The sequence below is a fragment of the Pseudomonas frederiksbergensis genome (genome assembly GCF_035751725.1).
Taxonomy (GTDB): domain Bacteria; phylum Pseudomonadota; class Gammaproteobacteria; order Pseudomonadales; family Pseudomonadaceae; genus Aquipseudomonas; species Aquipseudomonas frederiksbergensis_A.
Genome location: NZ_CP142104.1, coordinates 1,706,233 through 1,729,188, shown reverse-complemented (window position 1 = coordinate 1,729,188; position 22,956 = coordinate 1,706,233). Strand labels below are relative to the sequence as shown.

The following is a 22,956-nucleotide window of genomic DNA, read 5'->3' as shown; positions in this document are numbered from 1 at the left end:
CAGCAAAACGCCCCGACTGGTTCGGGGCGTTTTTTTTGCCTGGCAAATATGCCTGGGTTCTTTGTGGGGACGGTTTTGCACGCTCCCACATGAGACCTATAGTGGGTGGAATTCAGCGCACGACAAACCGCTGCTGCGTCAACAACCGATCCCCCTGGAACACCATGAACCGCCACTCCCCCGGCACCACTTCGTGGCTTTCGGTGAATTCGTAGGCCATGACATCCTGAGGCGCACCGGGTACCAATTTCTGAATGACTTCGAACTTGTCGTGGCGCACGCCGTCGGGGGTGCGGATACCGGGGGTGAAGTACAACAGGGTCAACGGCTGGTCATCCGCGACCTTGCCCGCCAACTGGTAGCGCATGCCGAACTTGGTGCCCAGCTTGGCCGGAACACTTTCGGTCTGGCGGATCTGCTCATTGCTGCGACGCAGGACCCGCTCGCCCGATTGCAGCTCGGCTTGGGGCCCTTCAAAGACACCGTACTCCACTGGGCCTTCGACACGAACTTCCGCCTGGGCCAGGCCGCAGGTCAACAACAGCGCGAGCAGTGCGCTTGAACGGGTGAGGTGCATGGTGCGCTCCTTGATTGAGATGAGCGCGAGGGTATGACGCGGGGGTGACAGGCTGATGACAAAGCCAAGTTCATGCAGATCGCTTCTGTGGCGAGGGGCGATCTCAACGCGGGACTGAACGGGGCAACACTGCCAGGAAGTTATCCCGCGCCACTTTCCTCGCCACGTCTTCCGGCAACGCATCGAGGAACGGATCGAAGCTGCGCAATTCCTTACCCAATTTGTTGAATCGTCCTACCACGTCCGACCCCACCATGAAGCGCTCCGGGAAGCGCTCCACCAGCTTTAGCCACTCATCCCGGGGCTTGCCGGTCTCATCCAGCAAATACGGCGTGAGCATGCTCCAGGAAAGGTCGATGAAAAGATTGGGATAAGACTCAAGCATCCGCGTCAGGGTAGGCAGCAGGAAGGGCAACTGTGTCTGGTGTCGGTGAATCTCCATGCTCGTGCCTGCATGGGCCCAGATGAACCGCGTGTGTGGATGATTGCGTAACGGTTCTTCGATTTCTGCCAGGTACAGCGGATTTCTTTCGCGCTTGGAGGTGATGTTGGAATGCAGCATTACCGGCAGATCGTTCTCCGCCGCCAGGTGATAGATGCGCGTCATGGCCTCGTTGTTGGCCCGCGGCGTGTCGCCGGAGGTCAGCGCCGTCAGGTCGTCATGACGCGTGAATACTTCGCCGATGCCTTGCCACAGCCCCGGATAGAGATCGAGCATGCGCTGGATATGCGCATCGGAGTTCTTGTCGTTGGGGTTGAAGCCCGACAGGAAGGGATGGAAGTGCTGGCGTTGCTCGGCGGGGAGCTTGGATACCGCCGCCGCAACGATCACATCGGTGGCGCTGTACCAATAGGCATCCGCATCATCACCGGCGTAATAACGCGGGCGCTTGGGTTCGTCTTCATGCCATTTCTTCGCCACCGGCACGCCGGAAATCATGACGTGCTCGATGCGATTGTCCGCCATTGCCTTGAGGAGCTTAGGCATGCCGGCGCTTTCCTGGAAGAAATCGACGTAATGCAGGTGCGCGTCACTGTAGGCATATTCGCGAGCCACGGCGGCGCTGCCGGTAACGGCCAGCAAACAGGCGAGCATCAAACGGATCAAGGGCACGGGGATTCTCCAAAGGCCATGAGCAGCATAGACCCCCGCCGTCCCGCCTGGGTTCAGCCTTGGCTGCCGTGCGTTGCAAGCTCGGTTATGCTCTGCGCATTCGTCGCTCAACCTGGAAGCCACCATGACCGCTCCCCTGATCGTTCGCCCCCGTGCAGAAGACGTGGAAGGCCAGCCGATTCTTCGACCACTGCCGTCCGCCAAATGCCGCAGCGTGGGACCTTTCGTGTTTTTCGATCACATGCTGCAGACGTCCTACGCGGCGGGTAAAGGCATGAACATTCGCCAGCATCCGCATATCGGCCTCTCCACCCTCACCTACCTGTTCGAAGGACAGATCCAGCACAAGGACAGCCTCGGCTCCGATCAGGTGGTAAACGCCGGAGACGTCAGCTGGATGACCGCTGGCAGCGCGATTGCCCATGTCGAGCGCACTCCACAAGCCTTGTTGGAGCGTGGATTTGTCATGCATGGGCTGCAAGTCTGGCTGGCTTCACCCCAATCCCAAGAAGAAGGCCCTGGGCACTATAGTCATCATCCGGCCAGCAGCCTCCCAGTCAGCGAGAACCTGGGCGTCATCATTCGCATGATCGCCGGGTCAGGCTTTTGCCTCGAATCGCCGGTTCCGGTGCTGTCCTCTACGTTGTATGCCGAACTTCACCTGCAAACCGCGACGACGCTGCTGATTCCCACCGAGCATGCGGAGCGGGCCCTGTATGTGCTGAGCGGCGAGGCGCTATTGGATGGGGAGCCGGTAGAAACCCACTCCTTGGTGATATTACCGAGCGACGAGGAAATGACACTGTTCGCCGATAGCGATTGCCATGCCGTGCTGTTCGGCGGTGCACCCCTGGACGGGCCACGGCGGATGAACTGGAATTTTGTTTCCAGCGACCCGGCCCGGATAGACGAAGCCCGCCGGCGCTGGGCGGCCGGGGATTGGCCAACCGTGCCCGGGGAAAGCGAGCGGATCGAACTGCCCTAGTGGTACGCGCAACGTGGCGAGGGAGCTTGCTCCCTCGCCACGGGGTTATGCAAGACCATCAACCCTTGAACACTTCATCGAGCAAATTGTGCATCGCGCGGAACGCGCGCCCGGCGACCTTGGCGTTGTACATCATCTTGCCCGGCACGTTGGCCTGCGGGTCGGTAAAGGAATGCACCGCGCCACCGTAGCTCAGCAATTGCCAATCCACCCCAGCCGCGTTCATTTCATCTTCGAAGGCCGGCAGTTGCTCTTTCGGCACCAACGGGTCGGAGGCGCCGTGCATGACCAACACCGCGCCCTTGATGTACTGGGCGTCGGCCGGGTCAGGCGTATCCAGGGTGCCGTGGAACGAAATCGCAGCCTTGAGCGGTGCACCGGTGCGAGCCAGTTCCAGGGCACAGCAACCACCAAAACAGAAGCCGAACGTGGCCAGGTTTGAAACGTCAACCTGCGCTTCGCCTTGGCTTTGCAACTGCTCGAACGCAGCCTGCATGCGCTTGCGCAAGAGGGCCCGGTCATTCTTGAGCGGCATCATCGCCGCACCGGCCTCGTCGGCATTGGTTGGGCGCACCGTCTGCCCATACAAGTCGGCAATCAGCACCACGTAACCGTTCGCCGCCACCGACCGGGCGATTTCCTCGGCCCCCGCGCCTACCCCCATCCAATTCGGTGCCATCAGCAACCCCGGGCGCGGGCCTTGCTGATTTGTATCGAAGGCCAGGCGGCTTTCATAGGTTTGGCCATCGAGCTGGTACACCACCGAACGAACCGTAATCTGACTCATGATTGACTCCCCTTGGCGGAACAATGGAAATGAAAAAACCCGCCGAAGCGGGTTTTTCCTTCAACTTGATTAAGCTGACAGTTCAACCAACAGCTTGTTCAGGCGACGGACATAGGCCGCCGGGTCTTTCAAGCTGTCGCCGGCCGCCAGGGCCGCCTGGTCGAAGAGAATGTGCGACAAGTCGCCGAAACGCTCTTCGTTCTGCTCGCTGTCGAGCTTCTCGACCAGCGGGTGGGCAGGGTTGAATTCGAAGATCGGCTTGGAGTCCGGGACTTTCTGACCGCTGGCTTCGAGGATCTGGCGCATTTGCAGGCCAAGGTCCTGCTCGCCGATGGCCAGGATCGCCGGGGAATCGGTCAAGCGATGCGAGACCCGCACTTCGCTGACGGCTTCGCCCAACGCAGTCTTGATCCGCTCGACCAGGCCTTCCTTGCTCTTGGCGACTTCTTCGGCGGCTTTCTTGTCTTCTTCCGAATCCAAGTTACCGAGGTCCAGGTCGCCACGGGCCACGTCGACGAAGCTCTTGCCGTCGAACTCGTTGAGGTAGCTCATCAGCCACTCGTCGATGCGATCCGTCAGCAACAGCACTTCGATGCCTTTCTTGCGGAAGACCTCCAGGTGCGGGCTGTTCTTGACCTGTGCATAAGTTTCGCCGGTCAGGTAGTAGATCTTGTCCTGGCCTTCCTTGGCGCGAGCCAGGTAGTCGGCCAGGCTGACGATTTGCTCGCCATCTTCGCCCTGGGTCGAGGCAAAACGCAGCAGGCCGGCGATCTTCTCTTTATTGGCGAAGTCTTCGGCCGGGCCTTCCTTCATGACCTGGCCAAAGTTCTTCCAGAAGCTCTTGTACTGCTCTGGCTCGTTCTTCGCCAGTTTTTCCAGCATGTCCAGCACGCGCTTGGTCAGTGCTGTCTTCATGGAATCGATGATCGGGTCTTTCTGCAGGATTTCCCGCGAAACGTTCAGCGACAGGTCGTTGGAATCCACCACACCCTTGATGAAGCGCAGGTACAGCGGCAGGAACGATTCGGCCTGGTCCATCACGAACACGCGCTGCACATACAACTTCAGGCCGCGTGGCGCTTCGCGCTGGTACAGGTCGAACGGCGCGCGGGCCGGCACGTACAGCAGCGAATTGTATTCCAGCTTGCCTTCGACCTTGTTATGGCTCCAGCTCAGCGGGTTTTCGTAATCATGGGCGATGTGCTTGTAGAACTCCTGGTATTCCTCGTCCTTCACCTCGGTGCGCGGACGGGTCCACAGGGCACTGGCGCGGTTGACGGTTTCCCATTCCACTTCAGGCTTTTCTTCACCTTCGGCAGCGGTGACTTCCTTCGGCAGCTCGATCGGCAGCGCGATGTGGTCGGAGTACTTCTTGATGATGTTGCGCAGGCGCCAGCCATCGGCGAACTCGTCTTCGCCGGACTTGAGGTGCAGGACAATGCGGGTACCGCGGTCAGCCTTGTCGACAGTGGCGACTTCAAACTCGCCCTCGCCCTTTGACGACCAGTGCACGCCTTCGCTCGCGGCGAGGCCGGCACGGCGGCTGAACACTTCGACCTGCTCGGCAACGATGAACGCCGAATAGAAACCGACGCCGAACTGACCGATCAGGTGGGAATCTTTCTTTTGGTCGCCGGACAGGTTCTTCATGAAATCGGCGGTGCCGGACTTGGCGATGGTGCCCAGGTGCGTGATCACCTCGTCGCGGCTCATGCCGATGCCGTTGTCTTCGAGGGTGACGGTCTTGGCGTCCTTGTCGAAGCTCACACGGATTTTCAGCTCGGCGCCGCCTTCCAGCAATTCTGGCTTGGACAGCGCTTCGAAACGTAATTTGTCGACAGCGTCGGAGGCGTTCGAAATCAGCTCGCGAAGGAAAATTTCCTTATTCGAATACAGCGAGTGAATCATCAGGTGCAGCAGTTGCTTCACCTCGGTCTGGAAGCCCAGGGTTTCCTTTTGAGTTTCCACGCTCATGGTCATCAAACTCCAAGTGGATGGTGGTGTCCGCCTCGCAGAGATTGGCGGCGGGATGTTCACAAGGTGGGGGCAACGACGATGATTTCAAGTGTCGGTCGGCCTGGAAGGGGCCGGTATCTTGAAATGGGCCCGGGCCGTTGCAATGGGTTCGGCTTCGGTTTCCTGCCAGGCGGTAATGGCCACGTTGGCCACGCGCCGCCCCTGGCGCCAGACCTGGCATTTGGCATAGGTGTCGCGAAACTGCCCGGCGCGCAGGTAATCCAGGGAAAAATCGATGATTTTCGGCACACCGGTCGCACGAGTGGCGATCAGCAAATGAACCGCAGCCGACAGCTCCATGAAACCGGCGATGACCCCACCGTGGATGGCGGGCAATAAAGGGTTACCAATGTTGTCCTTATTGGCCGGGAGGCGAAACAGCAGCTCATCGCCCTGGCGCGTGCATTCGACTCCGATGAGTTGCGCGTAGGGAATCGAGGCCAGCAGCATCGCGAAGTCGCCTTGCTCGCAGGCTTGGCGCAGGTGCTCTTCGGTCATATTGGTCATGGCTTTTGCGCGGCAGCCGTCAGGCCACTCCTCTTTATTCCCCGAGCGCTGTCACCCAGGCGCATGAACGTGCCCACCACATGGGCGATGGGGTGCTCGGGATCGTCCTGGTAGGCAAATCCCCGGCTGAAAATCACATCCGGCGTGACCCGATAACATTGGGCGAAGCCATAAATGGCCTTGTTGGGCATGGCAGCGTGCATGTAGTCGATGCGCAGGTCCAATGTCGGGCAGACTTCGAATTGCGGCAGCACACATAAGGTCGACATACCGCAGGCAGTATCCATCAACGAAGTCAGCGCTCCGCCGTGGACAATTCCCGTCAGGGGATTGCCGACAATATGCGGACTAAAGGGCAGCTCCAGCGTGAGCCCTTCGCGACTGGCGCTGTGCAGTTTGATGCCCAGCACATGACAGTGCCTGAGCGCCGACAAGAAGCGGGCCGCACGCTCAAAAACGGGATCTTCAGCCATATTCGTAAATGCCCTGATGTGTGAAGGCGGCCGACAACAGTTGTGTGCAATAAAGTTCCGCTGGTTGCAAAGTTATATATCTAGCGCAAAAGAGGAACTTAACCAGAGGGTGCGTGCTCAAAAGGCCAGTAGTTATATCCATAAGGAGAAACACCCCATGCGTAAGACTTTTGCTATTGCCTTGATGTTGGCCGCCTCCCTCGGTCTCGCTGCCTGCGATAAAAAATCCGAGGACAAAGCTCAAGATGCCAACCAACACGCTGAGCAAGCTCAGCAAGACATGAACAAAGCACAGGATAAAGTGAACGACGCGGCGAAAGAAAACGCCGAAGCTGCCAAAGCTCAGTCTGAATCGAACAGTGCCGCCCAGCAGGAACAAGCGCCTGCTACCGCACCTAAAACCAACTGATACGGTTTTAGCGATAAAGGAAAACCCGCCTGGTGCGGGTTTTCTTTTGCATGCGATTCAACAAGCAGCGGCGCCGTCAGGCGGTTTCCTTGACGGTTTCAGGCGCTGGCGCCTCGGTAGGTGTATAGACCATGACGTCCAGCACGTCCGAATGAAATTCGCGCTGATACAACACAAACACCACGCCGGCACTCATCAACATGAATAACCAGGGGCTGACGAACCAGGCCAACATGGTCATTCCAAAGTAATAAGCACGCAGGCCGAAGTTGAACTGGTTGGCCGCCATGGAAATAACCCGCGCGGCCCGCGAAGCGAAGGCCTTGCGCTCCAGCTCGGACACGTGCCGCTCGCCAATCATCGGCGCCGATCCCACCAGGACGGCCGCAAAATTGTATTGGCGCATGCACCAACTGAACGTGAAGAACGCATAGACAAACACCAGCGCCAGGCACAGCAGCTTCACTTCCGCCATGCCTTGGGAGGCCTGTTGCACGAGTGGCAGGTCCGCCAGCAACGACACCGCCCGATCGGATGCTCCCAGCACCGTCAGGATACCGGCCAGGATGATCAGCGTGCTGGAGGCGAAAAACGAAGCATTGCGCTCCAGGTTGCCGATCACGCTGGCGTCGGCGATTCGGTTGTCACGCAGCAGCATGCGACGCATCCAGTCCTCACGGTACAAGTGCATCACGCTGGCCAGGCAGGCCGTGTCGCGGGCTTTCCAGGAGGCGTAACGGGTATAGCCGGCCCAGCAGACAATGAACCATACCGCGGCCAGGAGATGGATCAGGTTGGCTTGGATGAATGACATGCAATTCCCTGTGGCAGAAACAAAATCGGTGGCAATAGTATCAGCGAACCCTGGCGGAGAAAGCCTGCTGCGGCGGCGATCCGACGATTTCGGTATAACCGTCACTTCATTGTCGGCAGTTCCAACGCTTTCGCGAGCAGGCTCGCTTCCACAATCCACGGACATGCACTCAAGAAAAATGCCCCGTATCGACTGATACGGGGCATTTCGGTTCTTGCCGGTGGAGTTGCCTGTTGTCGCTTACGCCAACGCTTCGCTCCGCTTGCCCAGCAACCGATCACACACCACCGCGACCACCAGGGTCATGACCGAAGGCACCAGCCAGGCCAGGCCCTGTTCACTGAGCGGCAGGTGGGCCAGTTCCGTCGGCATCCAATCCGCCAACCCGGCGCCCTTGAGGGCATCGATCAAGCCGAACAGGAACGACACCAGCATGACCGGGCCGACGATGCGCCCTTGCTCATGCCAGAAATCCTTGCAGAAGCTCAGGGCCACCAGGGCAATGCACGGCGGGTAGATCGCGGTGAGGACCGGAATCGAGAAAGCGATCAACTTGGTCAGGCCCAGGTTGGACACCAGCAGCGAGAACGCCGCCAGGATCACCACCAAGGTCTTGTAGGACAACGGCAGGACGCGGCTGAAGTATTCGGCGCAAGCGCAGGTCAGGCCGACCGCAGTCACCAGGCACGCCAGGGAAATCAACACCGCTAGGAAACCGCTGCCCAGGCTGCCGAAGGTGTGCTGTACATAAGCGTGCAACACGGCGGCGCCATTGGTCGCGCCCGCCGCCACTTCGTGGCTCCCGGACCCCAGGCGGAACAGGCTGATGTAGACCAGCGCCAGGCCCACCCCGGCAATCAGCCCGGCGATGATGGCGTAACGGGTGATCAAGGCCGGCGACTCGACGCCACGGGAGCGGATGGCGTTGACGATGACGATGCCGAACACCAAGGCGCCAAGGGTATCCATGGTCAGGTAACCATTGATAAAGCCCTGGGAGAACGGCGCCGCCACGTACTCGGGTGTCGCCACGCCGATATCACCGGCTGGCAGGGCAAACGCAGCGATGCCCAATACGGCCAAGGCGATGATCTTCAACGGTGCGAGAAAGCGTCCCACGGTATCCAACAGGCGGCCCGGATAGAGCGAAATGAAGAACACCAGCAGGAAATACACCGCGCTGTAGAGAAACAGCGCCAGCGGGCTTTCGCCGGTCAGCGGCGCCAGGCCGACTTCGAACGACACGGTGGCGGTACGCGGCGTGGCGAACAGCGGACCGACAGCCAGATAGCACACCGCCGCCAGCAACCCGCCGGCGATTTTGCCGATGGGGCTGCTTAACGCATCCATCGCCCCGCCGACCTTGGCCAGCGCAACGACGGTAATCACTGGCAAGCCGACCGCGGTGACCAGGAAGCCCAGCGCCGCCATCCAGACATGAGGTCCGGACTGCAAACCGACGATAGGCGGGAAGATGATATTGCCGGCCCCGACGAACAGGGCAAATGTCATGAAACCAAGCGCCAGGATGTCCTGGCCTTTCAACACTTTCATTAAGGAAACCACACTACTGAATCGGAATTTAGAGAGGGATTTCCCTGAGGGGTGAGGGAAATGCTGCCGATCCGTATGGGATCGACCCGTTTAGCGCGTCGCTACCTTGTGGGCTGCGGTCGCAAAATTGGCCGCCAGACTAACGAATTTGGACGCAAAACGCACTGTTACAGGGCGAACTATCCGATACACGACGTTTCCGTGTCGCGTTTACATATCTATTTTTCCGGGTCGCTGTAGTTTGTGCAGGCCACCAAGGCAGGTCAGCATGCCTAAAGGCCAGAAACGACAAAGGCCACCCGAAGGTGGCCTTTGTTGCTGGAACAAAAAAGTCAGCAGAAGCTTACTTCTTCATTTCCCAGCCAGTCAGCTCGGCCAGGGCCTTGCCGATGTCTGCCAGCGAACGCACGGTTTTCACGCCTGCGTCCTGCAGTGCAGCGAACTTCTCGTCTGCAGTGCCTTTGCCGCCAGAGATGATTGCGCCAGCATGGCCCATGCGCTTGCCCGGAGGAGCAGTCACACCTGCGATGTAGGAAACAACCGGCTTGGTCACGTTTGCCTTGATGTAGGCAGCGGCTTCTTCTTCAGCGGAACCGCCGATCTCACCGATCATGACGATCGCTTCGGTCTTCGGGTCTTCCTGGAACAGCTTCAGGATGTCGATGAAGTTGGAGCCCGGGATCGGGTCACCGCCGATGCCGACGCAAGTTGACTGGCCGAAACCGGCGTCAGTGGTCTGCTTGACGGCTTCGTAGGTCAGGGTGCCGGAACGGGAAACGATACCGACCTTGCCTGGCAAGTGAATGTGACCTGGCATGATGCCGATCTTGCATTCGCCTGGAGTGATCACGCCTGGGCAGTTAGGGCCGATCAGGGTGATACCCAGCTCGTCGCACTTGACCTTGGCTTCCAGCATGTCGATGGTCGGGATGCCTTCGGTGATGCAGACGATCAGCTTGATGCCGCCGAACGCTGCTTCAAGGATGGAGTCCTTGCAGAAAGGAGCCGGAACGTAGATCACGCTGGCGGTGGCGCCAGTGGCAGCTACAGCGTCTTTGACGGTGTTGAAGACAGGCAGGCCCAGGTGTTCGGTGCCGCCCTTGCCCGGCGTTACGCCGCCAACCATCTGGGTGCCGTACTCGATGGCTTGCTGGGTGTGGAAACTACCTTGCGAACCGGTAATGCCCTGGCAGATAACCTTGGTGTCTTTGTTGATCAGGACGCTCATTATTTGCCCTCCGCAGCTTTAACGACTTGTTGAGCAGCGTCGGTCAGGCTGGTAGCAGCGATGATGTTCAAACCGCTTTCTGCCAGTACTTTAGCGCCCAGCTCAGCGTTGTTGCCTTCGAGGCGAACAACAACCGGGATTTTCACGCCGACTTCTTTCACGGCGCCGATGATGCCTTCGGCAATCATGTCGCAGCGAACGATGCCGCCGAAGATGTTGACCAGTACTGCAGCGACGTTGGTGTCGGACAGGATGATCTTGAACGCTTCGGTAACACGTTCCTTGGTAGCACCACCGCCCACGTCGAGGAAGTTGGCTGGCTTGCCACCGTGCAGGTTGACGATGTCCATGGTACCCATGGCCAGGCCGGCACCGTTGACCATGCAGCCGATGTTGCCTTCCAGGGCTACATAGTTCAGTTCGAACTTGGCAGCGTGCGCTTCGCGCGGATCGTCTTGCGACGGATCGTGGAAAGTCTTCAGCTTAGGCTGACGGTACATGGCGTTGGCGTCGATGTTGATCTTGGCATCGAGGCAATGCAGATCGCCGTCGGCCTTGATCACCAGCGGGTTCACTTCCAGCAGCGCCAGGTCGTGGTCCTGGAACAGCTTGGCCAGGCCTACGAAGATCTTGGCGAACTGAGTGACCTGCTTGCCTTCCAGACCCAGCTGGAATGCCAGCTCGCGACCCTGGAATGGCTGTGCGCCAACCAGTGGATCGATGGTGGCCTTGAGGATTTTCTCAGGGGTGTCGTGAGCGATTTTCTCGATGTCCACGCCACCTTCGGTGGACGCCATGAACACGATACGACGGCTCGAACGGTCAACGACAGCGCCCAGGTACAGCTCTTTAGCGATATCAGTGCACGATTCAACCAGGATCTTGGTGACTGGCTGACCGTTGGCGTCGGTCTGGTAAGTCACCAGACGCTTGCCCAGCCACTGCTGTGCGAAGGCTTTGGCGTCTTCTTTGCTGCGAACCAGCTTGACGCCGCCCGCTTTACCGCGACCACCGGCGTGAACCTGGGCTTTGACAACCCATTCGCTGCCGCCGATTTTGTCGCAAGCTTCTGCTGCCGCTTCCGGGGTGTCTACAGCGTAGCCGGTGGATACTGGCAGGCCGTACTCAGCGAACAGCTGCTTACCCTGATACTCGTGAAGATTCATGCTTATTACCGTCTTCGTTAGGTACTGCGCATTCGGTGCTGCACCGTTGTGGTGCCGCACCACCTGTGACTGCTGCTTGCGTAGCGTTCCGGTCAACCGGTGCAGCTACGCAAGACTGCGTCCAGCGGACATTCCGCGGTGAGTCTTGCGCGCAAGGCTCACGACGGGCCGAACCGCCGTGGTTTCTTATTATCTCTTAACGCTTTTTGCGGTTGGCCACGTGGATGGCGCCGCCATTCACGGCCAGGGCCGCTTCGTGCAAGGCTTCGGACAGGGTCGGATGGGAGAAGACCATCATGCCCAGGTCTTCAGCGCTGGTGCCGAATTCCATACCGATCGCGCCTTGCTGTACCAGCTCGGCAGCGCTTGGGCCGATAACGTGAACGCCCAATACGCGATCCGTCTTGGCATCGGCGATGACTTTCACGAAACCACCGGTATCGTTGGCTGCCATGGCACGGCCGGAGGCTGCGAACGGGAAGGTGCCGACGTTAACTTCAACGCCTTCGGCTTTCAAGGCCTGCTCGGTTTTACCGACCCATGCGATTTCCGGGTGGGTGTAGATAACCGATGGGATCAGGTCGTAGTTCATCTGGGCCTTGTGGCCCTTGATGCGCTCGACGACCATGATGCCTTCTTCCGAAGCCTTGTGGGCCAGCATCATGCCGCGAACCACGTCACCGATGGCGAAGACGCCCGGTACGGCGGTAGCACAATGGTCATCGACCGCGATGAAACCGCGCTCGTCGATTTCAACGCCGCAATCGGCGGACAGCAGGTCGGTGGTCACTGGACGACGACCAACGGCTACGATCAGCTTGTCGAAGGTGATGGTCTGTTCGCCGTTGCTGTCGGTGTAGTTCACCACGACTTCTTCGCCGTTGACCTTGGAGCCGGTGACGCGAGCACCCAGCTTGATATCCAGGCCTTGCTTGGTCAGGGTTTTCAGCGCTTCCTTGGAGACCGCGGTATCGGCAGCCATCAGGAAGGTATCGAGGGCTTCGAGCACGGTCACTTCAGCACCGAGGCGCGACCATACAGAACCCAGTTCGAGGCCGATCACGCCGGCGCCGATCACGCCGAGGCGTTTTGGCACGGTCTGGAATTCCAGCGCGCCGGTGGAATCGACGATCACCTTCTGGTCAACTGGCGCCGGTGGAATGTCGATCGGACGCGAGCCTGGCGCCAGGATGACGTTTTCGGCTTCGATCACTTCAACCGAGCCGTCAGGCTTGGTCACTTCGACTTTCTTGCCCAGCAGCAGCTTGCCGTGGCCTTCGATGGAGGTCACGCCGTTGGCCTTGAACAGGGTGGCAACACCGCTGGTCAGGTTCTTGACGATACCGGCCTTGCGGCCAACCATCGCGGCGACGTCCATCTTCACTTCACCGGTAGAGATACCGTGAACGTTGAAGCTTTCTTTTGCTTCCTTGTATTTCCAGGAGCTGTCCAGCAACGCCTTGGATGGAATGCAACCGACGTTCAGGCAAGTACCGCCCAAGGCCAGTTTGCCTTCCTTGTCGGTGTATTTCTCGATGCAGGCAGTGGAGAGGCCCAGTTGCGCAGCCTTGATGGCCGCTACGTAGCCGCCAGGGCCCGCACCAATCACTACCACGTCGAATTTCTGAGTCATGAGTCATTCCTTTTCGAATCAAACCGGACGATCACTTGTGGTGACCGTCGAGGGACGAAACCGGTTGTTTCAGCAAGAGGCCGGTCGACAGACCGGCCCTCGCGGCGAAAATCAGATATCCAGCAGCAGACGAGCCGGATCTTCAAGCAGGTTCTTGATGGTGACCAGGAACGTCACGGCTTCTTTGCCGTCGATCAGGCGGTGATCGTAGGACAGAGCCAGGTACATCATCGGACGAATCACGACCTGACCGTTGATCGCCATCGGACGCTGCAGAATGTTGTGCATGCCCAGGATAGCCGCTTGTGGCGGGTTGACGATCGGGGTCGACATCATCGAACCGAATGTACCACCGTTGGTGATGGTGAACGTACCGCCGGTCATCTCTTCGATGGACAGCTTGCCGTCACGGGCCTTCTTGCCGAAGGTGGCGATGCCGCCTTCGATTTCGGCCAGGCTCATCAGTTCGGCGTTGCGCAGGACCGGAACCACCAGGCCACGGTCGCTGGAGACCGCGACACCGATGTCGGCGTAGCCGTGGTAGACGATGTCGGAACCGTCGATCGACGCGTTGACGGCCGGGAAGCGCTTCAGTGCTTCGGTGGCAGCCTTGACGAAGAACGACATGAAGCCCAGGCGTACGCCGTTGTGGGACTTCTCGAACAGGTCCTTGTACTTCGAACGCAGGGCCATGACTTCGGTCATGTCGACTTCGTTGAAAGTAGTCAGCATCGCCATGTTCGACTGGGCTTCAACCAGACGCTCGGCAACCTTGGCACGCAGGCGGGTCATCGGAACGCGTTTTTCAACGCGGTCACCGGCAGCGAATACTGGCGCGGAAGCGGCAGGCGCGGCTGGCTTGGCCGGTGCAGCGGCTGGAGCGGCTTTCTTGGCGGCAACGGCTGCCACCACGTCTTCCTTGGTCACACGACCGCCCTTGCCGGTCCCGGCAACGGAAGCGATGTTGATGCCGTTCTCTTCAGCCAGCTTGCGAGCAGCCGGTGCAGCGACTGGATCGTCTTCGCCCGAAGCAGCAGGCGCAGCGGCCTGGGCAGCAGCCGGTGCAGCGGCTGCTGGAGCGGCGGCGGCAGCGCCGCCCTCTTCGATCGAGCCCAGGACCTGGTTCGACAGAACGGTAGCGCCCTCTTCGGCAACGATTGCGCCCAGCACGCCGTCAGCTTCGGCCAACACTTCCAGCACGACCTTGTCGGTCTCAATGTCGACGATCAGGTCGTCACGCTTGACGGCCTCGCCTGGTTTCTTGTGCCAGGTGGCAACGGTGCCATCGGCAACCGATTCCGGGAATGACGGGGCTTTGATTTCGATAGCCATTATCTGTGGGTCCTTAAAATTCGGTTTCAGTCAGCGCGAAGGCGTTAAACAGTGAAGGCATCTTGCAGCAGTTTTTCCTGCTGCTCGGCGTGCATCGATGCATAACCACAAGCAGGTGCAGCCGAAGCGTCACGACCGGCATATTCAAGGCCCAGGGCCTTGTTATGGTTGCCAATGCTGCGACGCAGGTGATGCTGGCTGCTGTACCACGCGCCTTGGTTCATCGGTTCTTCCTGACACCACACCACGTGGGTGAGGTTGGTGTAAGGCGCGATGGCCTCCATCAGGTCCTCTTCCGGGAACGGATAAAGCTGCTCGATACGCACGATGGCGATGTCTTCGCGGCCTTCGGCACGACGTTTTTCCAGCAGGTCGTAGTAGACCTTGCCGCTGCATAGGATCAGGCGAGTCACCTTCGCCGCGTCCAGGGTATCGATTTCCGAAATGACGGTCTGGAATGAGCCTTCGGCCAGGTCCTCAAGCGTGGAGATTGCCAGCTTGTGACGCAGCAGCGACTTCGGTGTCAGCACGATCAGCGGCTTGCGCAGCGGACGGATGACCTGGCGACGCAGCAGGTGATAGATCTGCGCCGGAGTCGTCGGTACGCAAACCTGGACGTTGTGCTCGGCGCACAGCTGCAGGTAGCGTTCCAGACGTGCCGACGAGTGCTCCGGTCCCTGCCCTTCATAACCGTGTGGCAGCAACATGGTCAGGCCGCAGAGACGACCCCACTTGTGCTCGCCGCTGGTGATGAACTGGTCGACCACCACCTGGGCACCGTTGGCGAAGTCGCCGAACTGGGCTTCCCAGATCACCAGCGCATTCGGCTCGGTGGTGGAGTAGCCATATTCGAACGCCAGGACGGCTTCCTCGGACAGCAGCGAATCGTACAGGTCGAAACGTGGCTGGCCTTTGTACAGGTGTTGCAGCGGGATGTAGGTGCTGGCGTCTTTCTGGTTGTGCAGCGCCGCGTGGCGGTGCGAGAAAGTGCCACGGCCTACGTCCTGGCCGGTGATGCGGATCGGGTGACCTTCGAACGCCAGGGTCGCGTACGCCATGGTTTCGGCGTAACCCCAGTTGATCGGCAGGCCGCCGGCTTGCATCTTCTGACGGTCTTCGTAGATCTTCGCGACCTGGCGCTGGACCACGAAGCCTTCCGGGATTTCCAGCAGCTTGGCGGACAGTTCCTGCAAGGTCTTGAGATCGAAACGCGTGTCGTGACGAGCGGTCCAGGCGTGGCCCAGGTACGGACGCCAGTCCACGAACAGTTCCTTGTTCGGTTCCTTGACCAGGCTCTTCACAACGTGCAGGCCATTGTCCAGGGCGTTGCGATATTCATCGACTTTTTCCTGGACGCGGGCAGCATCCAGAACACCGCTCTGGGTCAGGCGATCGGCGTACAGCTCACGGGTGGTGCGCTGCTTGGCGATCTGCTGGTACATCAGCGGTTGGGTACCGCTTGGCTCGTCGGCCTCGTTGTGGCCGCGACGACGGTAGCAGACCAGGTCGATCACCACGTCGCGCTTGTACTGCATGCGGTAGTCGATGGCCAACTGGGTCACGAACAGCACGGCTTCCGGGTCATCGCCATTCACATGGAGAATCGGCGCCTGGATCATTTTCGCGACGTCGGTTGCGTACTCGGTGGAACGCGAGTCCAGCGGGTTGCTGATGGTGAAACCGACCTGGTTGTTGATCACGATGTGCACGGTGCCGCCGGTCTTGAAACCGCGGGTCTGCGACATCTGGAACGTTTCCATGACCACGCCTTGACCAGCGAATGCCGCGTCACCGTGGATGGAGATCGGCAATACCTTCTCACCGGTCGGGTCGTTGCGACGATCCTGGCGGGCACGGACCGAACCCTCGACCACCGGGGAAACGATTTCCAGGTGGGACGGGTTAAAGGCCATGGCCAGGTGGACTTCGCCACCGGTAGTCATCACGTTGGACGAGAAGCCCTGGTGGTATTTCACGTCACCGGAGCCCAGCTCGACCTTCTTCTTGCCTTCGAACTCGTCGAACAGCTCGCGCGGGTTCTTGCCGAAGGTGTTGACCAGTACGTTCAGGCGGCCACGGTGGGCCATGCCGATGACGACTTCCTTGGTGCCGTAGGAACCGGAACGCTGGATCAGCTCGTCGAGCATCGGAATCAGGCTTTCGCCGCCTTCCAGGCCGAAACGCTTGGTGCCCGGGTATTTGGTACCCAGGTATTTTTCCAGGCCTTCACCGGCGGTGACGCGCTCAAGCAAGTGGCTCTTGATGTCGGCGGAGTACGTCGGACGGCCACGAACGCTTTCCAGACGCTGCTGGAACCACTGGCGCTGCTCGGAATCGGTGATGTGCGTAAATTCAGCGCCGATGGTGCGGCAATATGTCTGCTGCAACGCTTCGTGAATTTCGCGTAGGCTCGCTTCCTCTTTGCCGATGAACAGGTCGCCGGCACGGAAGGTCGTATCAAGATCGGCATTGGTCAAGCCGTAGTGAGTGATCGACAGGTCTGCAGGTGCAGGACGCTGCCACAGCCCCAGCGGGTCAAGCTGGGCTGCCTGGTGGCCACGCATCCGGTAGGCCTGGATCAGTCGCAGCACTTCAACCTGCTTCTTCTCATGCTCGGAGCTCACGCTGCCGGCAGACACCGGTTGAGCGCGGCGCTGGTTCTTTGCCAGCAGCACGAAATGATCGCGAATCGTCGAGTGCGAAACATCGGTGGCAGAGTTACCGTCAGCCGGCAACTTCTGAAAGTAGGTGCGCCATTCTTCTGGCACAGCGTTAGGGTCGTGCAGGTAGAGCTCGTAGAGCTCTTCCACATAGGCAGCGTTACCACCGGAGAGGTGGGCACTGTTCCACATGCGCTGCATCACGCTTTCTTGCATGCTTGGTCACCCTCGATTAGGGGAACACCACCGGCGAAAACACCGAGCAAACTTGCAGAAGTCCGAGTGCAGCGACTAAAACAAGCCACTTAGGATCACGCTGATAGTCCGGGTACCAGCCCGGATGCCCCTGCTTGTCTCATTTCTTCAAAATAAGAACCGCCGCTTTGTGAGCGACTGTTCTGGTTATAGCCAGGACGTGGGTTGAAGCCCACGCCCTCGCCTCTGCGGGTACAGCGGTTCTACGGGTACAGCAGCTGAATCACACGCCGTTTTGCAGCAGCATGTTACGTACGTGACCGATGGCCTTAGTCGGGTTCAGGCCTTTCGGGCAGACGTTGACGCAGTTCATGATCCCGCGGCAGCGGAATACGCTGAACGGATCATCCAGTGCGGCCAGACGCTCGGACGTCTTGGTATCACGGCTGTCTGCCAGGAAGCGGTAAGCTTGCAGCAGGGCGGCCGGGCCCAGGAACTTGTCCGGGTTCCACCAGAAGGATGGGCACGAGGTCGAGCAGCAAGCGCACAGGATGCACTCGTACAGACCGTCGAGCTTTTCACGCTCTTCAGGGGACTGCAGACGCTCGATGGCCGGAGCCGGCGTGTCGTTCTGCAGGAATGGCTTCACCTTCTCGTATTGCTTGTAGAAGATGCTCATATCGACAACCAGGTCACGGATGACCGGCAAACCTGGCAGCGGGCGAACGATCAGCTTGTTGCCCTTGACCACGGCCGACAGCGGCGTGATGCAGGCCAGGCCGTTCTTGCCGTTGATGTTCATGCCGTCGGAGCCACAAACGCCCTCGCGGCACGAGCGACGATAGGAGAAACCTTCGTCCTGCTCTTTGATCAACGCCAGCACGTCCAGCACCATCAGGTCCTTACCACCGGTATCGACCTGGAAGTCCTGCATGAACGGCGCAGCGTCCTGATCAGGGTTGTAGCGATAAACACTGACTTGCAACATAGCGGTCACCCTTAATAAGTCCGGACTTTTGGTTCGAAAGTCGGAACAGTCTTCGGCGAGAAGTTCACGGCACGCTTGGCGACGCGTTTTTCACCCGGGAAGTACAAGGTGTGGCACAGCCAGTTTTCGTCGTCACGGTCTTCGAAGTCTTCGCGGGCGTGAGCGCCACGGGACTCTTTACGCACTTCTGCGGCGATGGCGGTGGCTTCGGCCACTTCCAGCAGGTTCTGCAGTTCCAGCGCTTCGATACGTGCAGTGTTGAACGCCTGCGACTTATCGTTGATCTTCACGTTGGCGATTCGTTCACGCAATTGTGCGAGCTGGGCAATACCCTTCTGCATGTATTCGCCGGTACGGAACACACCGAAATAGTTCTGCATGCAGCTTTGCAGCTCGCGACGCAGGGTGGCGACGTCTTCGCCTTCGGTACGCTCGTTCAGACCAGCCAGACGCTTCAACGCCACATCGATGTCGGTGTCGCTGGCGTCGCGGTATTCGATACCGTCGGTCAGCGCTTTTTCCAGGTGCAGGCCGGCAGCGCGACCGAAGACCACCAGATCGAGGAGCGAGTTGCCGCCCAAGCGGTTGGCACCGTGAACCGATACGCACGCCACTTCACCCACTGCGAACAGGCCAGGGATGATTTCGTCCACGCCTTCGGCGTTCTGGGTGATTGCCTGGCCGTGGATGTTGGTGGCAACGCCGCCCATCATATAGTGGCAGGTTGGAACCACTGGGACCGGCGCAACGACTGGGTCGACATGAGCGAAGGTCTTGGACAGTTCGCAGATACCTGGCAGGCGGCTGTGCAGCACTTCCTCGCCGAGGTGGTCGAGCTTGAGCATCACGTGGTCGCCATTCGGGCCACAGCCGTTACCGGCGATGATCTCTTTAACCATCGAACGAGCCACGACGTCACGACCGGCAAGGTCCTTGGCGTTCGGCGCATAACGCTCCATGAAACGCTCGCCGTGCTTGTTGATCAGGTAACCGCCTTCACCGCGGCAACCTTCGGTGACGAGTACACCGGCGCCGGCGATGCCGGTCGGGTGGAACTGCCACATTTCGATGTCTTGTACCGGCACGCCCGCACGCAGGGCCATGCCAACGCCGTCACCGGTGTTGATCAGGGCGTTGGTGGTGGACGCGTAGATACGGCCTGCACCGCCAGTCGCCAGCACGGTGGCTTTCGAGCGGATGTAGGTGGTTTCGCCGGTTTCGATGCAAATCGCGATCACGCCGACAAAAGCGCCGTCCTGGTTTTTCACCAGGTCAACGGCATAGTACTCGTTCAGGAACGTGGTACCGGCTTTCAGGTTGCCCTGATAAAGGGTGTGCAGCAGAGCGTGACCGGTACGGTCGGACGCCGCGCAAGTACGCGCAGCCTGGCCGCCCTTGCCGTAGTCCTTGGACTGGCCACCGAACGGACGCTGGTAGATGCGGCCGGTTTCGGTACGCGAGAACGGCAGGCCCATGTGGTCCAGCTCGAACACCGCAGCCGGGCCTTCCTGACACATGTATTCGATAGCGTCCTGGTCACCGATGTAGTCGGAACCCTTGACGGTGTCGTACATGTGCCAGCGCCAGTCATCGTTCGGGTCGGCCGAAGCGATGGCGCAGGTGATGCCACCCTGGGCGGAAACGGTGTGCGAACGTGTCGGGAAAACCTTGGTGATCACGGCAGTCTTGTGACCGCCCTGTGCCAGTTGCAGCGCTGCGCGCATGCCGGCACCGCCACCACCAATGATGATGGCGTCGAAAGAAATCGTTGGAATGTTAGCCATGAATCAGATACCCCAGAGAATCTGCACACCCCAGACGAAGTAAGCGAACATCGCAACGCCGCATACTGCCTGGAAGAGGAAACGTACGGCAGTCGCCGACTTGCCGAACGCCATTTGCGTCAGGTAGTCGGTCGCGATGGTCCACATGCCGACCCAGGCGTGGGCGCCCAGTGCGACGAGTGCCAGCAGACTGAAGATACGCATCCAGTTGTTTGCAAACAGTTCATGCCATTGGGCATAGCCCAGGCCGGGGTTGGCTACGACATATCCGATCAGGAAGATGAAATAAGCCGCGAGAACGACCGCAGACACACGCTGCGCCATCCAGTCATAAAGGCCAGAACGCGAAAGGTTCGTGACGTTGGTTACCATATCCAGACTCCTGCCAGAACGATTACCACCACGGAAACGGCGATAACGATTTTCGAGCCCAGCTTGCCGCCTTCCAGCGTCTCACCGATGCCCATGTCCATGATCAAGTGGCGCACACCGGCAACCAGGTGATACAGCAAGGCGGACAGGATGCCCCAAATCACTAGCTTGGCTAGCGGACTGGTCAGACACGCTTTCACCTGACCGAAGCCTTCTTCCGAATCGAGCGACTTGTCCAATGCATAAAGCATGATGGCCAGGCTGACGAAGAGGATGACACCGGAAATACGGTGAAGAATGGACGTGTAAGCAGTGACTGGGAGTTTGATGGTCCTTAGGTCTAGGTTTACAGGTCGTTGGCTTTTCACGGCTTTTTTTTCACACTGAAGAGCCCCTAACAATCAGGGCAAAGTTGTTGGGGCGCGCACTGGTCAGGTACTCACCACCCAGGGAGTGACGACCCCCAAGAAAGCAGGCCCAAAAGCCCCTGGCGGTCGGTGGCCGAGTATAGACAGTTAGGCTACTAATGACAACGCGTTCACCTTCCCCTAATAGCGCATTGCACATATAGCGCAAAAGGCGTAAACGGCAGGCAATTTCGCGGAAAAAGTCCGGTTAAAGCCTTCTGGAGCAAGACTTTAGGCAAATTGACATTCGGATTTATCTCACTATAGTGGTGCGGGCCCTGCGTGGGGGGTCTGTCTGATGATTCCAAGCATTAATAGGAGGCCACATGGCTGACAAAAAAGCGCAGTTGATCATCGAGGGCGCAGCCCCCGTCGAGCTGCCCATTTTAACCGGCACCGTTGGTCCCGATGTAATCGACGTACGGGGCCTGACGGCCACGGGCCGTTTCACCTTTGACCCAGGTTTCATGTCGACCGCCTCGTGCGAGTCGAAAATCACCTATATCGACGGCGACAACGGCATCCTGCTGCACCGCGGCTACCCGATCGAGCAACTGGCTGAAAAATCGGACTACCTGGAAACCTGCTATCTGCTGCTCAACGGCGAGCTGCCGACCGCAGAGCAAAAGGCCCAGTTCGTCAGCACCGTGAAGAACCACACCATGGTTCACGAACAGTTGAAGACCTTCTTCAACGGCTTCCGTCGCGATGCCCACCCGATGGCCGTCATGTGCGGCGTTGTCGGCGCCCTCTCGGCCTTCTACCACGACTCCCTGGACATCAATAACCCCCAGCATCGCGAAATCTCCGCGATCCGCCTGGTGGCGAAGATGCCGACCCTGGCAGCCATGGTCTACAAGTACTCCATGGGCCAGCCCATGATGTACCCGCGCAACGACCTGACCTATGCAGAGAATTTCCTGCATATGATGTTCAACACCCCGTGCGAGATCAAACCGATCAGCCCGGTGCTCGCCAAGGCCATGGACCGGATCTTCATCCTCCATGCCGACCATGAGCAGAACGCCTCCACCTCCACCGTGCGCCTGGCCGGTTCGTCGGGTGCCAACCCGTTCGCCTGTATCGCCGCCGGTATCGCCGCGCTCTGGGGCCCTGCCCACGGCGGTGCGAACGAAGCGGTGTTGACCATGCTCGATGAAATCGGCAATGTCTCGAACATCGACAAGTTCATCGCCAAGGCCAAGGACAAGAACGATCCGTTCAAGCTGATGGGCTTCGGTCACCGGGTCTACAAGAACCGCGATCCGCGCGCCACCGTCATGAAGCAGACCTGCGACGAAGTGCTCAAGGAACTGGGGATCAAGAACGATCCGCAACTCGAACTGGCCATGCGCCTGGAAGAGATCGCCCTGACCGACCCTTACTTCATCGAGCGCTCGCTGTACCCGAACGTCGACTTCTACTCGGGGATCATCCTCAAGGCGATCGGCATTCCAACCAGCATGTTCACCGTGATCTTCGCCTTGGCGCGGACCGTGGGCTGGATCTCCCACTGGAAGGAAATGCTCTCCAGCCCGTACAAGATCGGCCGCCCGCGCCAGCTGTACACCGGCTACGAGTCGCGTGACATCACCAAGCTGGAAGACCGCAAGTAAGGCCTGCCTTGCGATAGGTCCCACGCTGTACTGAACCAGCCCCTGCTTCTTATATAAGAGCAGGGGCTGTTTTGTTTGTGCCCCCATTGATATCCGCGGCGACTGGTCCGACACCTTCGCGAGCGAGCTCGCTCCCACACTGGACCCTGTGTATGACGCAAATCGTCTGTGGGAGCGTAGTGCTGTTCACTTAAGGAAACGGCGCTTTTCCGAGGGAGCGCCGTTCCCTTTGGGGTTGGGTTGGATTGGGTACAGACCGTTGCTGCGGTAACGGATACACACCCTTACCCCAATCCACAGCCTTAAGTGAACAGCCTTACCTGTGGGCGGGCTTGCTCG

At 59.3% G+C, this 22,956-nt stretch carries 20 protein-coding genes; 3 read left to right on the top strand and 17 right to left on the bottom strand.

Annotated elements, in window-relative coordinates; all coding sequences use genetic code 11:
* Positions 1 to 112 precede the first annotated feature (112 nt).
* The gene (locus tag VQ575_RS07665; protein ID WP_045156619.1) at positions 113 to 577 is read right to left on the bottom strand and encodes a DUF3859 domain-containing protein; all 465 of its coding nucleotides are present in this window, start codon (positions 575 to 577) and stop codon (positions 113 to 115) included.
* Between the two features lie 103 nt (positions 578 to 680).
* The gene (locus VQ575_RS07660) at positions 681 to 1,673 is read right to left on the bottom strand and encodes an amidohydrolase family protein (RefSeq protein WP_080942567.1); all 993 of its coding nucleotides are present in this window, start codon (positions 1,671 to 1,673) and stop codon (positions 681 to 683) included.
* Between the two features lie 142 nt (positions 1,674 to 1,815).
* Between VQ575_RS07660 and VQ575_RS07655 the strand changes: the two genes are divergently transcribed.
* Positions 1,816 to 2,676, top strand: coding sequence for a pirin family protein (locus VQ575_RS07655; RefSeq protein WP_325919400.1), 861 nt, complete (start codon positions 1,816 to 1,818; stop codon positions 2,674 to 2,676).
* Positions 2,677 to 2,734: 58 nt separating this feature from the next.
* Here VQ575_RS07655 and VQ575_RS07650 read toward each other — a convergent pair whose 3' ends face one another.
* The 4 genes from VQ575_RS07650 to VQ575_RS07635 all read right to left on the bottom strand — a co-directional run bounded on the left by VQ575_RS07650 (position 2,735) and on the right by VQ575_RS07635 (position 6,459).
* On the bottom strand, positions 2,735 to 3,463 hold the full coding sequence (locus VQ575_RS07650; protein WP_039594142.1) for a dienelactone hydrolase family protein: 729 nt from the start codon (positions 3,461 to 3,463) through the stop codon (positions 2,735 to 2,737).
* Between the two features lie 69 nt (positions 3,464 to 3,532).
* Complete coding sequence (gene htpG / locus VQ575_RS07645) at positions 3,533 to 5,437, bottom strand: molecular chaperone HtpG (protein WP_039594182.1); 1,905 nt, start codon at positions 5,435 to 5,437, stop codon at positions 3,533 to 3,535.
* Between the two features lie 87 nt (positions 5,438 to 5,524).
* A complete protein-coding gene (locus tag VQ575_RS07640) occupies positions 5,525 to 5,986 on the bottom strand; it encodes a PaaI family thioesterase (RefSeq protein ID WP_039594141.1) in 462 nt (153 codons plus the stop codon).
* Complete coding sequence (locus VQ575_RS07635; RefSeq protein WP_045156621.1) at positions 5,983 to 6,459, bottom strand: PaaI family thioesterase; 477 nt, start codon at positions 6,457 to 6,459, stop codon at positions 5,983 to 5,985. The genes VQ575_RS07640 and VQ575_RS07635 overlap by 4 nt, the downstream gene beginning before the upstream one ends.
* Positions 6,460 to 6,616: 157 nt before the next feature.
* Between VQ575_RS07635 and VQ575_RS07630 the strand changes: the two genes are divergently transcribed.
* The gene (locus VQ575_RS07630; RefSeq protein ID WP_030138335.1) at positions 6,617 to 6,868 is read left to right on the top strand and encodes a hypothetical protein; all 252 of its coding nucleotides are present in this window, start codon (positions 6,617 to 6,619) and stop codon (positions 6,866 to 6,868) included.
* Positions 6,869 to 6,944: 76 nt separating this feature from the next.
* Here the strand turns inward: VQ575_RS07630 and VQ575_RS07625 are convergent, their stop codons facing one another.
* The 11 genes from VQ575_RS07625 to sdhC all read right to left on the bottom strand — a co-directional run bounded on the left by VQ575_RS07625 (position 6,945) and on the right by sdhC (position 20,962).
* Positions 6,945 to 7,682 (bottom strand): DUF599 domain-containing protein, encoded by a 738-nt coding sequence (locus VQ575_RS07625; RefSeq protein WP_039594139.1) that lies wholly within the window; start codon positions 7,680 to 7,682, stop codon positions 6,945 to 6,947.
* Positions 7,683 to 7,922: 240 nt separating this feature from the next.
* Positions 7,923 to 9,236 carry a branched-chain amino acid transport system II carrier protein gene (gene brnQ, locus VQ575_RS07620; RefSeq protein ID WP_045156622.1) on the bottom strand — a complete coding sequence of 438 codons (1,314 nt, stop codon included), beginning with the start codon at positions 9,234 to 9,236 and terminating at the stop codon, positions 7,923 to 7,925.
* 343 nt (positions 9,237 to 9,579) lie between these two features.
* The gene (sucD, locus tag VQ575_RS07615; protein ID WP_039594137.1) at positions 9,580 to 10,464 is read right to left on the bottom strand and encodes a succinate--CoA ligase subunit alpha; all 885 of its coding nucleotides are present in this window, start codon (positions 10,462 to 10,464) and stop codon (positions 9,580 to 9,582) included.
* Positions 10,464 to 11,630 (bottom strand): ADP-forming succinate--CoA ligase subunit beta, encoded by a 1,167-nt coding sequence (gene sucC, locus VQ575_RS07610; protein WP_003179235.1) that lies wholly within the window; start codon positions 11,628 to 11,630, stop codon positions 10,464 to 10,466. The genes sucD and sucC overlap by 1 nt, the downstream gene beginning before the upstream one ends.
* Before the next feature lie 196 nt (positions 11,631 to 11,826).
* Positions 11,827 to 13,263: a dihydrolipoyl dehydrogenase gene (lpdA, locus tag VQ575_RS07605; RefSeq protein WP_039594136.1), complete on the bottom strand. Its 1,437-nt coding sequence runs from the start codon at positions 13,261 to 13,263 to the stop codon at positions 11,827 to 11,829.
* A gap of 111 nt (positions 13,264 to 13,374) precedes the next feature.
* Positions 13,375 to 14,595: a 2-oxoglutarate dehydrogenase complex dihydrolipoyllysine-residue succinyltransferase gene (gene odhB, locus VQ575_RS07600; protein ID WP_325919398.1), complete on the bottom strand. Its 1,221-nt coding sequence runs from the start codon at positions 14,593 to 14,595 to the stop codon at positions 13,375 to 13,377.
* A gap of 44 nt (positions 14,596 to 14,639) precedes the next feature.
* Positions 14,640 to 17,471 carry a 2-oxoglutarate dehydrogenase E1 component gene (locus tag VQ575_RS07595; RefSeq protein WP_039594134.1) on the bottom strand — a complete coding sequence of 944 codons (2,832 nt, stop codon included), beginning with the start codon at positions 17,469 to 17,471 and terminating at the stop codon, positions 14,640 to 14,642.
* Between the two features lie 262 nt (positions 17,472 to 17,733).
* A complete protein-coding gene (locus VQ575_RS07590; protein WP_039594133.1) occupies positions 17,734 to 18,438 on the bottom strand; it encodes a succinate dehydrogenase iron-sulfur subunit in 705 nt (234 codons plus the stop codon).
* A gap of 11 nt (positions 18,439 to 18,449) precedes the next feature.
* Positions 18,450 to 20,222, bottom strand: coding sequence for a succinate dehydrogenase flavoprotein subunit (sdhA, locus tag VQ575_RS07585; RefSeq protein WP_039594132.1), 1,773 nt, complete (start codon positions 20,220 to 20,222; stop codon positions 18,450 to 18,452).
* Between the two features lie 3 nt (positions 20,223 to 20,225).
* A complete protein-coding gene (gene sdhD / locus VQ575_RS07580; RefSeq protein ID WP_003179222.1) occupies positions 20,226 to 20,594 on the bottom strand; it encodes a succinate dehydrogenase, hydrophobic membrane anchor protein in 369 nt (122 codons plus the stop codon).
* Entirely contained in the window at positions 20,588 to 20,962 is a 375-nt protein-coding gene (sdhC, locus tag VQ575_RS07575; protein ID WP_024780620.1) for a succinate dehydrogenase, cytochrome b556 subunit, read from the bottom strand. The genes sdhD and sdhC overlap by 7 nt, the downstream gene beginning before the upstream one ends.
* 365 nt (positions 20,963 to 21,327) lie before the next feature.
* Here sdhC and gltA point away from each other — a divergent pair, with 365 nt between their 5' ends.
* Positions 21,328 to 22,617, top strand: coding sequence for a citrate synthase (gltA, locus tag VQ575_RS07570; protein ID WP_325919396.1), 1,290 nt, complete (start codon positions 21,328 to 21,330; stop codon positions 22,615 to 22,617).
* The last annotated feature ends 339 nt before the right edge of the window (positions 22,618 to 22,956 follow it).